This window comes from Castellaniella defragrans (assembly GCF_014203015.1).
In the GTDB taxonomy this organism is placed as follows: domain Bacteria; phylum Pseudomonadota; class Gammaproteobacteria; order Burkholderiales; family Burkholderiaceae_B; genus Castellaniella; species Castellaniella defragrans.
In genome coordinates, this window is record NZ_JACHIB010000011.1 from 1 (window position 1) to 12,892 (window position 12,892).

Consider the following 12,892-nt stretch of genomic DNA (forward strand, 5'->3'; position numbering starts at 1 on the left):
GCGACAACGTGGGGATTCTGCTGCGCGGGACCAAGCGCGAGGAAGTCGAGCGCGGCCAGGTGCTGGCCAAGCCCGGCTCGATCCACCCGCACACGGACTTCACGGCCGAAGTCTACATTCTGTCCAAGGAAGAGGGCGGGCGTCACACGCCGTTCTTCAAGGGGTATCGTCCGCAGTTTTACTTCCGCACGACGGACGTGACGGGCACGATCGAGCTGCCGGCCGACAAGGAAATGGTGCTGCCGGGCGACAACGTGTCGATGACGGTGAGCCTGATTGCGCCGATCGCCATGGAAGAGGGGCTGCGCTTTGCCATCCGCGAAGGCGGCCGTACCGTAGGCGCCGGCGTCGTCGCCAAAATCATCAAGTAATTGATGGATCGGCGGGGGGGCATTCCCCCCGCCCCTCTCGTTCTTTAGGGATTCCCATGAAAAGCCAGAAAATCCGCATCCGCCTGAAAGCGTTCGACTACAAGCTGATCGACCAGTCCGCCGCCGAGATCGTCGATACGGCCAAGCGCACCGGCGCCGTGGTCCGCGGTCCCGTGCCGCTGCCCACGCGCATCCGCCGCTACGACGTGCTGCGCTCGCCGCACGTCAACAAGACCTCGCGCGATCAGTTCGAGATGCGCACGCACCAGCGTCTGATGGACATCGTCGATCCCACCGACAAGACCGTGGACGCCCTGATGCGTCTGGATCTGCCGGCCGGCGTGGACGTCGAGATCGCGCTGCAGTAATTCCGCCCGGGCCGCCCCGCGGCCCCGTCCGGACCGAAGCGCCCTGCCTCTAGGCAGGGCGCTTTTTTCATGCTAGAATCAAGGGCTTCGTCATCCATTTTCGCCTTTTAGGCGGGGTCGATGGCGAAAGATCACAGCCCCGGCCAATCGCAGTCGGGATCGAAAACTGTGGGGAAACACCCCCCGGAGAAAACAATGTCGAATTCGACACCTACGCCCGCCGCCTGGCGGCTCGGGCTCGTGGGGCGCAAGGTTGGCATGACCCGCATCTTTACCGAGGAAGGCGAATCCATCCCGGTCACGGTGCTGGACGTGTCCAACAACCGCGTCGCCCAGGTCAAGACGCCTGAAATCGACGGCTATGCGGCGGTCCAGCTCGCCTACGGCGAGCGTCGCGCTTCCCGCGTGGCCAAGGCCCAGGCCGGCCACTACGCCAAGGCCGGCATCGAAGCCGGCTCCATCCTGAAGGAATTCCGCCTGGATCCCGCCCGCGCCGCCGAATTCACGGCCGGCGCCGTGGTCGCCGTGGAATCCGTGTTCGAGGTCGGCCAGCAGGTCGACGTCACCGGCACCACCATCGGCAAGGGCTTCGCGGGCACCATCAAGCGCCACAACTTCGGTTCGCAGCGCGCCTCGCACGGCAACTCGCGCTCGCACCGCGTGCCGGGCTCCATCGGCCAGGCCCAGGACCCGGGCCGCATCTTCCCCGGCAAGAAAATGTCCGGCCACCTGGGTGACGTCACCCGCACCGTCCAGAACCTGGACGTCGTGCGCGTGGACGCCGAGCGCGGCCTGCTGCTGGTGAAGGGCGCCGTCCCCGGCCACAAGAACGCCGACATCGTCGTGCGCCCCGCCGTCAAGGCGACGCCCAAGAAAGGAGCCTAATCATGGAACTCAAGCTCCTGAATGATCAGGGCCAGTCCTCGGCCACCGTGGCCGCCGCCGACGAGATCTTCGGCCGCGACTTCAACGAAGCCCTGGTGCACCAGATCGTCGTGGCCTACCAGGCCAATGCCCGCATGGGCAACCGCGCCCAGAAGAACCGCGAGACGGTCAAACACTCCACCAAGAAGCCCTGGCGCCAGAAAGGCACCGGCCGCGCCCGTTCCGGGATGACTTCCTCGCCGATCTGGCGTGGGGGTGGCCGCGCCTTCCCGAATTCGCCGGACGAAAACTTCAGCCACAAGGTCAACAAGAAGATGTACCGCGCCGGTCTGCGCGCGATCTTCTCGCAGCTGGTCCGCGAAGACCGCCTGGCCGTGGTCGAGAACTTCACCCTCGACGCCCCGAAGACCAAGCTGGCCGCGGCCAAGCTCAAGGGTCTGGGCATCGCCGAACCCGTCCTGATCATCACCGATGCGCTGGACGAAAACGTCTATCTCGCGACGCGCAACCTGCCCCACGTGGCGGTCATCGAAACGCGCTACGCCGATCCGCTGTCCCTGGTCCACTACAAGAAAGTGCTGATCACCAAGCCGGCGATCGCCCAACTCGAGGAGTTGCTGGGATGAATGCCGAACGTCTGATGCAAGTCATTCTGGCGCCCGTCGTGACCGAAAAGTCCACGATGATCGCCGAAAAGAACAACCAGGTCGCTTTCCGCGTCGTCGCCGACGCCACCAAGCCGGAGATCAAGGCCGCCGTCGAACTGCTGTTCAAGGTCGAGGTCGAATCCGTGCAGGTCGCCAACCGCAAGGGCAAGGAAAAGCGCTTCGGCCGCTTCATGGGTCGTCGCCGCAACGAACGCAAGGCCTATGTCTCGCTCAAGGCCGGGCAGGAAATCGACTTTACGGAGGTGAACTAAATGCCGCTGGTCAAAGTCAAGCCCACGTCCGCCGGTCGCCGGGGCATGATCAAGGTCGTGCACCCTGAACTGCACAAGGGCCCGGGCTACGCCCCCCTGCTCGAACCGCAATCGCGCAATTCCGGCCGCAACAACAACGGCCACATCACCGTGCGCCATCGCGGCGGCGGCCACAAGCAGCACTACCGCGTCGTCGATTTCCGCCGCGACAAGGACGGCATCGTCGCCAAGGTCGAGCGCCTGGAATACGATCCGAACCGCACGGCGCACATCGCGCTGCTGTGCTACGCCGATGGCGAGCGCCGCTACATCATCGCCCCGCGCGGTCTGGAAGTCGGTGCCACGGTCGTCTCCGGCCTGGAAGCGCCGATCCGTGCCGGCAACACGCTGCCCATCCGCGCCATCCCGGTCGGTTCCACCATCCACTGCATCGAGATGCAGCCGGGCAAGGGCGCGCAGCTGGCCCGCTCGGCCGGCGCGTCCGCCGTGCTGATGGCCCGCGAAGGCGTCTACGCCCAGGTCCGCCTGCGCTCCGGCGAAGTCCGCCGCGTCCACATCGACTGCCGCGCCACCATCGGCGAAGTCGGCAACGGCGATCACAGCCTGCGCCAGATCGGCAAGGCCGGCGCGGTGCGCTGGCGCGGTGTGCGCCCGACGGTCCGTGGCGTCGCCATGAACCCGGTGGATCACCCGCACGGCGGCGGCGAAGGCCGCACCGGCGAAGGCCGCGAACCCGTCAGCCCGTGGGGTACTCCCGCCAAGGGCTACCGGACCCGTCGTAACAAGCGGACGGACAATATGATTGTCTCTCGCCGCAAGCGCAAATAAGGGGCGAACACTATGTCACGTTCGATCAAGAAAGGCCCGTTCGTCGATGCGCATCTGATCAAGAAGGTCGATGCCGCCGTCGGGGGCAAAGAAAAGAAGCCGATCAAGACCTGGTCGCGCCGTTCCACCATCCTGCCCGAGTTCATTGGGTTGACGATTGCCGTGCACAACGGCCACCAGCACGTTCCCGTCTATATCAACGAGAACATGGTCGGCCACAAGCTCGGCGAATTCGCCCTGACGCGCACCTTCAAGGGGCACGCGGCGGACAAGAAGGCCAAGAGGTAAGCCATGGAAACTACCGCAGTCATCCGCGGCGTCCATATTTCCGCGCAGAAGACCCGCCTGGTGGCGGACCTGATCCGTGGGAAGTCCGTGGCGCACGCCCTCAACATCCTGACGTTCAGCCCCAAGAAGGCCGCCGGCATCCTGAAAAAGGCGCTGGAATCGGCCATCGCCAATGCCGAACACAATGATGGCGCCGACATCGACGAGCTCAAGGTCACCACGATCTACGTCGACAAGGCCCAGTCGATGAAGCGATTCTCCGCGCGCGCCAAGGGCCGCGGCAACCGCATCGAAAAGCAGACCTGCCACATCGTGGTCAAGGTCGGGGCGTAAGGAGTCGCAATGGGACAGAAAATTCACCCGATTGGGTTCCGCCTCGCGGTCAACCACAACTGGACTTCTCGCTGGTACGCGAACGACAAGGTCTACGGCAGCATGCTCGCCGAGGACATCCGCGTGCGCGAATACCTGAAGAAGAAACTCAAATCGGCTTCCGTGGGCCGCGTCGTCATCGAGCGCCCCGCCAAGAACGCCCGCATCACCGTGTACTCGGCCCGTCCGGGCGTGGTGATCGGCCGCCGCGGCGAGGACATCGAGACGCTGAAGGCCGACCTGCAGCGCCTGATGGGCGTGCCCGTGCACGTCAACATCGAGGAAATCCGCAAGCCGGAAACCGACGCGCAGCTGATCGCCGACTCGATCACCCAGCAGCTCGAAAAGCGCATCATGTTCCGCCGCGCCATGAAGCGCGCCATGCAGAACGCCATGCGCCTGGGCGCCCAGGGCATCAAGATCATGTCCTCGGGCCGTCTGAACGGCATCGAGATCGCCCGCACCGAATGGTACCGCGAAGGCCGTGTGCCCCTGCACACCCTGCGCGCGAACATCGACTACGGCTTCTCGGAAGCGCAGACGACCTACGGGATCATCGGCGTCAAGGTCTGGGTCTACAAGGGCGACATGCTGCCCAACGGCGAAATGCCCCCGGAAACCGCCGCCCCGCGCGATGAAGAACGCCGTCCGCGCCGTGCGCCGCGTGGCGATCGCCCCGGCCGCCCGGGCGACAACCGCGGCCGTGGCCGCGGTCCGCGCCGCGATGCCGCCTCGGCCGCTCCGGCGCCTGAAGGAGAATAAACATGCTGTCACCCTCTCGCAGGAAGTACCGCAAGGAACAAAAGGGCCGCAACACCGGCCTGGCCACGCGCGGCGCCCAGGTTTCCTTCGGCGAGTTCGGTCTGAAGGCCACCGGCCGTGGCCGCCTGACCGCCCGCCAGATCGAAGCCGCCCGTCGTGCCATCAACCGCCACATCAAGCGCGGCGGCCGCATCTGGATCCGGATCTTCCCGGACAAGCCCATTTCGCAGAAGCCCGCCGAAGTCCGGATGGGTAACGGCAAGGGCAACCCGGAATTCTGGGTCGCGGAAATTCAACCCGGCAAGGTGCTGTACGAAATGGAAGGCGTGAGCGAGGAACTCGCGCGCGAGGCCTTCCGCCTGGCCGCCGCCAAGCTGCCCATCAGCACGACCTTCGTGTCGCGCCGCGTGGGCGCCTAGGAGAGATCAGGATATGAAAGCCAGTGAACTGCGCGCCAAGGATGCCGCCGGGCTCCAGACCGAGCTCGAGAGCCTGCTGAAGGCACAATTCAACCTGCGCATGCAGCGTGCCACCCAGCAGCTTTCCAACACCAGCCAGTTGGGCAAGGTGCGCCGCGACATCGCGCGCATCCGCACCATCATGACTGAGAACGCAGGAAAGTAACATGACCACCGAAACCCAGAAAGACACCACCAAGCGTCAGCGCACGCTGGTCGGCAAGGTCGTCAGCAACAAGATGGACAAGACGGTCGTCGTCAGCGTCCAGACCCGCGTGAAGCATCCCGTGCTGGGCAAGTTCGTCAACCGCACCGCAAAGTACAAGGCGCACGACGAAGCCAACCAGTACAACGAAGGCGACACCGTGGAAATCGCCGAAGGCCGCCCCATCTCCAAGTCCAAGTCCTGGACGGTGGTGCGCCTGGTCGAGGCCGTGCGCATCATCTGATGCCGCGCCGGGCGGAACGCGGGAAGGTCCTTGCGGACCGTTCCGCGCCCGACCCAGCCGGGCGGCATGCATGCCGCGAGGCGGGTGCCGCCCCTTCGACCCCGCGCGGCCCCGGCCGCGCACCCCCCAGCCCCGCCTTGCGCGGGGTTTTGCTTGGGCCGCACCTTTGCCGCGCTTCTTTGCCGCTTCCTTGCCGCCCTCGGGCTGCCGGACTGCCCTCGTGCTGCCGGGCCGCCGGTCCCCCGAGCTCCTCCCATCGGTCCGGACCGCTCCGGACGGTCCCGGATCGACGAGCGCACCGGCGGAATCCTGTAGGATGAAGGCTTTCGCAAAAGCTACGCAAGAGCCGCCATCCGCCATGGACATCACCTGTTTCGACGATCTGCTGCAGGCCGCGCGCCTGCAGCCCGAACCGCAGCGCCTGCTGTTCGTCTTTGCCGCCAGCACGATCCCCGACGACGCCACGCCCGAGCAGAAGGCCCGCCACGCGCGCGGCGAGGGCGGCGAACTCACGCCCGTGCTGTGCGTGGACAAGACGCCGGACGAACTGGGCGCCTTCGACGCGCTGGTCGAGGAATCGCGCCGCACCGGCCATGACTGGCAGGTGGTGTTCGTGGCCGCCATGGCCGACCAGTCGGCGTACCTGCCGGACAACAAGGACGTCGATCAGGCCTTCCAGCGCATGACGCAGATGATCAAGTACGGCACGATCGGCGCGCTGCTGGCCTTCGACCGCACCGGCGAGCCGATCGTGTTCGGCGCCGCCTGACCCCGCACGAGCGCACGCCCCGCCCCGCGAGCCGGGGCCGCGGGGACCGGCATCGGGAGAACGGCCATGAAACCGCCCTTCGGGAAATCGTCCCTCATGAAACCGCGCCTCGCGCGCTGGCTCGGCCCGGGCCTGCTCGCCCTGCTGGCCGCCTGCGCGCCCCTCCCGCGGTCCGATGCGCCCGCGGCCGGCCCGGTGCCGCCGGCCGCCACCGCACCCGCCACCCGCGCCGCCGCCGCGGCCTACGATGCCGGCCTGGACGTCTTCCATCCGGTCGCCGCGCGGCATGGCATGGTGGTGTCGGAACAGGAGCAGGCCACGCGCGCCGGCCTGGCCATGCTGCAGGCCGGTGGCAACGCCGTCGATGCGGCGGTGGCGGTGGGCTTCGCCCTGGCGGCGGTGCTGCCCAACGCCGGCAACCTGGGCGGCGGCGGATTCATGATGGTGCACGAGGCGCGCAGCGGCCGCGATTACGCCCTGGACTTCCGCGAGACGGCGCCGGCGCGGGCCGCGCGCGACATGTACCTGGATGCGCGCGGCGAGGTCGTGGACGGCCGTTCGCTCCACACCCACCTGGCGGTGGGCGTGCCGGGCACGGTCGCCGGCCTGACGCACGCCCTGGCGCGCTGGGGCTCGCTGCCCCTGTCCCGCGTCATGGCGCCCGCCATCCGCCTGGCGCAGCGGGGCTACCCGGTCAGCCCGACTCTGGCCGACGCCCTGGCGCGGAACGCCGAACCCATGGGCCGCTGGCCCGCGACGCGCGCCATCTTCTGGCGCGACGGCCGTCCCCTGCGGGCGGGCGAGCCGCTGGTCCAGCGCGACCTGGCGCGGTCCCTGCGCCTGATCGCGCGTCAGGGGGCCGACGCGTTCTACCGGGGCCCCATCGGCGAGCGGATCGCCGCCGAGATGGCGCGCCACGGGGGGCTGATCACGACGCGGGACCTGGCGGGCTACCGCGCCGTCGAGCGCCCGCCCATCGTCGGCGACTACCGCGGCTACCGGATCGTGACCATGCCGCCGCCCAGCTCCGGCGGCATCCACCTGACGCAGATCCTCAACATGATGGAAACCTGGCCCATCGCCGACTGGGGCGCGGGCGGCGCACGCACGATCCACCACATGGCCGAGGCCATGAAGCTCGCCTACGCCGACCGCGCGCAATACCTGGGCGACACGGACTTCGTCGCCGTGCCCGTGGCCGGCCTGACCTCCAAGGCCTATGCCCGCCGGCTGGCCGCCGGCATCCTGCCCGGGCGCGCCCGGCCGGCGGCAGACATCCGGCCGGGCCGCCCCCAGCCCTACGAAAGTAGCCAGACCACGCACTTTTCCGTGGCCGACGCGGCGGGCAACGCGGTCGCCGTCACCTATACCCTGAACACGAACTTCGGCAGCGGCATCGTCGCCGCCGGCACCGGCATCCTGCTGAACAACGAGATGGACGATTTCTCCGCCAAGCCGGGGGTGGCCAACGTCTACGGCCTGACCGGCGGCGAAGCCAACGCCATCCAGCCCGGCAAGCGGCCGCTGTCGTCCATGACGCCCACCCTGGTGCTGCGCGACGGCCGGCCCTGGCTGGTCACCGGCAGCCCGGGCGGCGCGCGCATCATCACCACCGTGCTGGAAACCGTGGTCGATGCCATCGACTTCGGCATGAACCCGGCCGAAGCCGCCGCCCAGCCGCGCTTCCACCATCAATGGCAGCCCGATGAATTGCGGGTGGAAAAGGGTTTCAGCCCGGATACGCTGGATCTGCTGCGCAGCTATGGCCACCGCGTCGCCGTCAAACCCGCCATGGGCCGCACCCAGACCATCCTGATCCAGGACGGCATCCTGTACGGCGCCTCGGACCCGCGCAATCCCGACGGCGCCGCCCTGGGCTACTGAGACCGCCGCCGCCTTGCATCAGCCGCCCCGCGTCAGGGCTGCGCGCCCCCCGGCCGGGACTGTCCGGAGCCTGTTCCGACCGGGGGAGCGCGAAGACCGAGATGCCGGTCAACGCCGCTTCTAGGCCGGCTGCTGCGCCTTTTCGTCGCGCAGTTCCTTGCGCAGGATCTTGCCCACGTTGCTGCGCGGCAGGTCCTCGCGGAATTCCACGAACTTCGGCACCTTGTAGCCCGTCAGCAGCTTGCGGCAGTGGGCGATCACGTCGGCTTCGGTCAGGTTCGGGTCCTTGCGGATCACGTAGAGCTTGACCACCTCGCCCGAGGCGCCGCTGGGCACGCCGATGGCCGCGGCCTCCAGGATGCCGGGGTGCTCGATGGCGGCGGCCTCGACCTCGTTCGGGTACACGTTGAAGCCCGACACCAGGATCATGTCCTTCTTGCGGTCCAGCAGGAACACGTAGCCCTGGTCGTTCATGTAGCCGATGTCGCCGGTCAGCAGCCAGCCGTCCGCGTCGAAGACCTTGGCGGTCTCCTCGGGGCGGTTCCAGTAGCCGGCCGTGACCTGCGGGCCCTTGACGCAGATCTCGCCCGATTCGCCGATCGCCATGGTGCGGTTTTCGTTGCGGATGGCGACGTCCGTGGACGGCACCGGCAGGCCGATCGAGCCGTTGAAATCGACCTTGTCGAGCGGATTGATGGTCACCGCGGGCGAGGTTTCCGTCAGCCCGTAGGCCTGGGCGATGGGCTTGCCGGTGGTCTTGAGCCAGCGTTCCGCGATGGCTTCCTGGACGGCCATGCCGCCGCCCAGCGTGATGTTCAGCGAACTGAAGTCCAGCCTGGCGAAATCGGGATGGTTCAGCAGCGCGTTGAACAGCGTGTTCACCCCGGTGAGGGCGGTGAACCGGGCCTTGCCCAGTTCCTTGACGAAGCCGGGGATGTCGCGCGGGTTGACGATCAGCAGATTGCTGGCGCCCAGCCGCATGAAGGTCAGGCAGTTCGCCGTCAGGGCGAAGATGTGGTAGAGGGGCAGCGCCGTCACGATGCATTCGCGGTCGCCCTGGCAGTAGGGCCGCACCCAGGCATAGGCCTGGCACACGTTGGCCACCAGATTGCCGTGGCTCAGCATGGCGCCCTTGGCCACGCCCGTGGTGCCGCCGGTGTACTGCAGCGCCGCCAGGTCGGCGTGCGTCAGCGCGGGGCGCCGGTAGGACGCGCGCGCGCCCTCGGTCAGCACCTCGCGCAGGCGCCGCGCGCCCGGGATGTTCCAGGCCGGCACCATTTTCTTCACGTGGCGCACCACCAGGTCGGTGATCATGCCCTTGGGAAAGCCCAGCAGTTCGCCCAGCGAGGTCACCACCACGCGCTTGACCGGGGTGCCGGGCATGGCTTCCTGCAGGGTGTGGGCGAAGTTTTCCGCCACCACCACCGTGGTCGCGCCCGAGTCCGCCAGCTGGTGGTGCAGTTCGTGCGGCGTGTAGAGCGGGTTGGTGTTGACCACCGTCGCGCCCGCCATCAGCGTGCCGAACAGGCAGATCGGGTATTGCAGCAGGTTGGGCATCATCAGCGCGACGCGGTCGCCCTTGGACACTCCCTGGGCCTGCAGCCAGCCCGCGAAGGCGCGGGCCTTGTCCAGCGTCTGCGCGTAAGTCAGGGACGCACCCATGCTGACGTAGGCCGTGTTGCCGGCATACTGCCTGCAGCTTTGTTCAAACAGGTCGACCAGCGAGTCGAAGGCGGCGGCCTGATCGGTGATGTCAGCCGGCACTCCTTCGGGGTAGTGTTCCAGCCAGATGCGTTCCATGATGCGGTTCCTTTATGTCAGTCAGTTGCTTTTGGATTCCTGGCCCAGCAGGGCCGCTTTCAGGGATTCCTGGGCCGGGTGGGCACCCAGCCAGACCTTCAGGAGCGCGGTGGCGAAACGGGGATCCTTGACCTCCCCCAGAGCCTTGCCCTTGAATGATACCGAGACTGTCCCCTGATTGAAAACGATGTCCACCAGATCGCCCGAGGCACCCTCGCCGCCGGTCTTCATGAAGTCCTCGAAATGGGCGATGGTGCCGGCCATGTCGCGCAGCTCGGCTTCGGTGCAGTTGGCCTTCAGGCCGTCGTTGAGCGCGTCGGTCAGCGCCTTGCTGTTGATGTCGCGCAGCAGGGTCAGGCGCAGCAGCTGCGGCTCGGCGCTGTTCAGGACCGTCTCGGCGTCCTTCGTCGGCTGCTGCCGGTACAGGGCGGCGACGTAGACGTGGAAGACGAAGCGCTGGCGCAGCCCGGCGCCGTTCAGGACCAGGTCGTTGCCCGCCACCGTCTGCTGCTGCGGCACTTCCACGTTGGCCACGGTCAGGGCCAGGGCGGGCGGCGCCGCGCACAGGCCGGCGGCGGCCAGCGCCAGCGCGGCGAACGTGCCGCGCAGCAGGCTGCCGCGCGCGGGCCGCGCGCAATCGATTCCAGTGTTCGGATGGGTCATGATGATGCCTCTCCCGCCGCGTCGGGGCGCGGCTTGCGTTGTTTGTAATAGGCCTTGTCGGCCAGGTAGATGGTGCGCCGGACTTCCGTGTGCACCGTGCCGTCGGCGTCCTTCAGGTCCACCTGATAGACCCGCTCGACCTCGTGCTTGCGGTCCAGCTCCTCGCGGATGCCCTGCAGCTCGGCTTCCGTCAGGACGAAGTCCGCGTACAGCGTGCGGAATGCGGGCTTGCGGTAGCGGATCTCGGCGGCCTTGTCCCAGATGATGGCGTCCCGGTCCAGGCGCGCCATCAGCATGCCCACGTGCACGCCGTCGGTGACGGCGAACAGCGAGCCGCCGAAGATCGAGCCCACGATGTTGCGCGTGCGTCGCGTCAGCGGCAGGCGCACGCGCACGTGCAGCAGGTCGTGGGACACGTAGTCCACCCGGCCTCCCGTCGAACGGAAGGCCGGATGGAGATTGAAGCCCGTGCGCATGGCACGCGCCCGCCACCGCGGCGGCAGGCGTTTCAACTGCGACAACTTCATGCCAGGCTCACGGTCCCCGTCCTCAGAAGCGGTGCGAGAACTGCACGCCGAACAGGTCCGCGCTGCTGTCGTAGTCGCCCTTCAGCACGCCGGCGTCCTTCGACGAGTTGTTGTTCACCGAAGTGCTCTTCACGAACAGGTGGGCATAGCCGACGTCGATGCTGGTGTTCTTGTTGAAGTTGTACTGCGCGCCCAGCGACAGCCAGTAGCGGTCGTTGTCCGGCAGGGACGACGGGCGGAAGGCGTCGTCGCGCACCGGCGACTGGTCCCAGGCCACGCCGCCCTTGAAGGTCCAGCTCTCGCTGTACTTGTAGTGCGCGCCCAGGGCCACGCGCCAGGCGTCCTTGAAGCGCAGGTCGAGCGTGGAGTTCGAGACGCCGCTGTTCTCGATCTTCAGTTCCGGGATGCTGCTCCAGCCCGTCCAGGACACGTCGCCCAGCAGCGTCCAGCGGTCGTTCAGCTGGTGCACCACGCTGAAGATGGCGGTGTCGGGCAGCTCGACCGTGGTCTCGGCGTCGTATTCGCCCAGCGGCAGCAGGCCCGCGATCGGGTTGGGGATGGACATGCCCGGCGCCAGGGCGATCGAGGTCGGGACGCTGCGGTTGCGGAGAGTCGTGGTGCCGTCCGCGTCGATCTTGACCTTGGAGCGGTAGGACAGGCCGAAGCGGGTATCCGGCGTGGCCTGCCACAGCACGCCCACGTTCCAGCCCCAGCCGTCGCCCTTGGCCTTGACCTTGGCGCTCAGGTCGCCGCCGGGCAGGGGGATCGGGTTGCCCATCGCGCCCGTCGGGATGGAGGGGACGAATTGCGCCTTGCGGTAGTCCGCGTCCAGGTGCGTGTAGCTCACGCCCGCGCCGATCGACAGCGTGTCGGTGGCCTTGAAGGCGATGGACGGATTGATGTTGATGCTCTCGATGGAGAATTTTTCCGAGTGGTAGCGGCCGACCCAGCCTTCGTCGTAGTCGGTCATCAGGCCGAAGGGCGCGCCCACGCTCAGGCCCAGCCACAGGCGCGGGTTCATTTGCCAGGTGAAGTGGGCGTTGGGCACCACCCCCAGCGAGCCCGCGTCGCCGCCGTTGCCGCCGCCCGGGCTGCCGCCCAGTGGATTGGTGCTGCCGCCGTCCGAGAACTTGAAGCTCGGCTTGATCGCCACCGCGCCCGCGCTGACGTTCATGCCCGGCAGCAGCGTCATGCTGGCGGGATTGAAGTAGGTCGCGCTGGCATTCTCGCCGCTGGCGGCGGAGCCGGCGTAGGCGCTGCCCAGCCCGCTGGCGTTCTGTTCCAGCAGCTGAAAGCCGGCGCCGTGCGCGATGCCCAGGGTGCCCAGGCCCAGGATCATGGCCGACAGGGTCTTGAGGGTGTAGTGCGTTTTCATCGTGTCACCTCCGGTCTAATGGATGAAAAATCGTCTTCGTGCGCAGGCATGCCTGCAGATGGGTACTGCCCGATCAACCACATCGGGCCTAGGGTTAAAATAGGGGGTTGATCAGTCCCCGGCCAGGCTGCGGATGCCGCGGCCCTTCAAATGGATCGGACAAAAACTCCCCTG

Annotated in this window: 18 protein-coding genes; 14 read left to right on the top strand and 4 right to left on the bottom strand. The window is 67.5% G+C overall.

Features of this window, described 5'->3' with window-relative positions; translation table 11 throughout:
• The 14 genes from HNR28_RS10040 to ggt form a co-directional block, all read left to right on the top strand.
• A partial coding sequence (locus tag HNR28_RS10040; protein ID WP_457912208.1) for an EF-Tu C-terminal domain-related protein occupies nt 1–371 on the top strand: 371 nt, incomplete at its 5' end.
• Nucleotides 372–427: 56 nt separating this feature from the next.
• The gene (gene rpsJ, locus HNR28_RS10045) at nt 428–739 is read left to right on the top strand and encodes a 30S ribosomal protein S10 (RefSeq protein WP_043679008.1); all 312 of its coding nucleotides are present in this window, start codon (nt 428–430) and stop codon (nt 737–739) included.
• A gap of 195 nt (nt 740–934) precedes the next feature.
• On the top strand, nt 935–1,624 hold the full coding sequence (rplC, locus tag HNR28_RS10050; RefSeq protein WP_043679006.1) for a 50S ribosomal protein L3: 690 nt from the start codon (nt 935–937) through the stop codon (nt 1,622–1,624).
• A gap of 2 nt (nt 1,625–1,626) precedes the next feature.
• Nucleotides 1,627–2,250, top strand: coding sequence for a 50S ribosomal protein L4 (gene rplD / locus HNR28_RS10055; RefSeq protein ID WP_043679004.1), 624 nt, complete (start codon nt 1,627–1,629; stop codon nt 2,248–2,250).
• Nucleotides 2,247–2,543, top strand: coding sequence for a 50S ribosomal protein L23 (gene rplW, locus HNR28_RS10060; RefSeq protein ID WP_043679002.1), 297 nt, complete (start codon nt 2,247–2,249; stop codon nt 2,541–2,543). Before rplD ends, rplW begins: the two co-directional genes overlap by 4 nt.
• Nucleotides 2,544–3,371 carry a 50S ribosomal protein L2 gene (gene rplB / locus HNR28_RS10065; protein WP_043679000.1) on the top strand — a complete coding sequence of 276 codons (828 nt, stop codon included), beginning with the start codon at nt 2,544–2,546 and terminating at the stop codon, nt 3,369–3,371. It begins immediately after the preceding gene.
• Between the two features lie 12 nt (nt 3,372–3,383).
• A complete protein-coding gene (gene rpsS / locus HNR28_RS10070) occupies nt 3,384–3,659 on the top strand; it encodes a 30S ribosomal protein S19 (protein ID WP_043678997.1) in 276 nt (91 codons plus the stop codon).
• Nucleotides 3,660–3,662: 3 nt separating this feature from the next.
• Nucleotides 3,663–3,992 (top strand): 50S ribosomal protein L22, encoded by a 330-nt coding sequence (gene rplV / locus HNR28_RS10075; RefSeq protein WP_043678994.1) that lies wholly within the window; start codon nt 3,663–3,665, stop codon nt 3,990–3,992.
• Between the two features lie 9 nt (nt 3,993–4,001).
• Complete coding sequence (gene rpsC / locus HNR28_RS10080) at nt 4,002–4,793, top strand: 30S ribosomal protein S3 (RefSeq protein WP_043678991.1); 792 nt, start codon at nt 4,002–4,004, stop codon at nt 4,791–4,793.
• Between the two features lie 2 nt (nt 4,794–4,795).
• The gene (rplP, locus tag HNR28_RS10085; protein ID WP_043678990.1) at nt 4,796–5,212 is read left to right on the top strand and encodes a 50S ribosomal protein L16; all 417 of its coding nucleotides are present in this window, start codon (nt 4,796–4,798) and stop codon (nt 5,210–5,212) included.
• Nucleotides 5,213–5,225: 13 nt separating this feature from the next.
• Nucleotides 5,226–5,417 carry a 50S ribosomal protein L29 gene (gene rpmC / locus HNR28_RS10090; protein WP_043678987.1) on the top strand — a complete coding sequence of 64 codons (192 nt, stop codon included), beginning with the start codon at nt 5,226–5,228 and terminating at the stop codon, nt 5,415–5,417.
• A 1-nt stretch (nt 5,418) separates the two neighbouring features.
• A complete protein-coding gene (gene rpsQ / locus HNR28_RS10095; RefSeq protein ID WP_043678984.1) occupies nt 5,419–5,700 on the top strand; it encodes a 30S ribosomal protein S17 in 282 nt (93 codons plus the stop codon).
• A 358-nt stretch (nt 5,701–6,058) separates the two neighbouring features.
• Nucleotides 6,059–6,469 (top strand): ribonucleotide reductase subunit alpha, encoded by a 411-nt coding sequence (locus HNR28_RS10100; protein ID WP_151025455.1) that lies wholly within the window; start codon nt 6,059–6,061, stop codon nt 6,467–6,469.
• Nucleotides 6,470–6,565: 96 nt separating this feature from the next.
• On the top strand, nt 6,566–8,353 hold the full coding sequence (gene ggt / locus HNR28_RS10105) for a gamma-glutamyltransferase (protein WP_184142836.1): 1,788 nt from the start codon (nt 6,566–6,568) through the stop codon (nt 8,351–8,353).
• Between the two features lie 120 nt (nt 8,354–8,473).
• Here ggt and HNR28_RS10110 read toward each other — a convergent pair whose 3' ends face one another.
• Genes HNR28_RS10110 through HNR28_RS10125 form a run of 4 tightly spaced genes read right to left on the bottom strand, consistent with a single transcriptional unit; the run spans nt 8,474 to nt 12,718 of the window.
• Nucleotides 8,474–10,153 (bottom strand): AMP-binding protein, encoded by a 1,680-nt coding sequence (locus HNR28_RS10110; RefSeq protein WP_151024600.1) that lies wholly within the window; start codon nt 10,151–10,153, stop codon nt 8,474–8,476.
• A 21-nt stretch (nt 10,154–10,174) separates the two neighbouring features.
• A complete protein-coding gene (locus tag HNR28_RS10115) occupies nt 10,175–10,816 on the bottom strand; it encodes a chalcone isomerase family protein (RefSeq protein ID WP_151024601.1) in 642 nt (213 codons plus the stop codon).
• On the bottom strand, nt 10,813–11,343 hold the full coding sequence (locus HNR28_RS10120) for a DUF4442 domain-containing protein (RefSeq protein ID WP_043678975.1): 531 nt from the start codon (nt 11,341–11,343) through the stop codon (nt 10,813–10,815). Before HNR28_RS10120 ends, HNR28_RS10115 begins: the two co-directional genes overlap by 4 nt.
• 22 nt (nt 11,344–11,365) lie before the next feature.
• Nucleotides 11,366–12,718, bottom strand: coding sequence for an OmpP1/FadL family transporter (locus HNR28_RS10125; RefSeq protein WP_151024602.1), 1,353 nt, complete (start codon nt 12,716–12,718; stop codon nt 11,366–11,368).
• Nucleotides 12,719–12,892 lie beyond the last annotated feature (174 nt).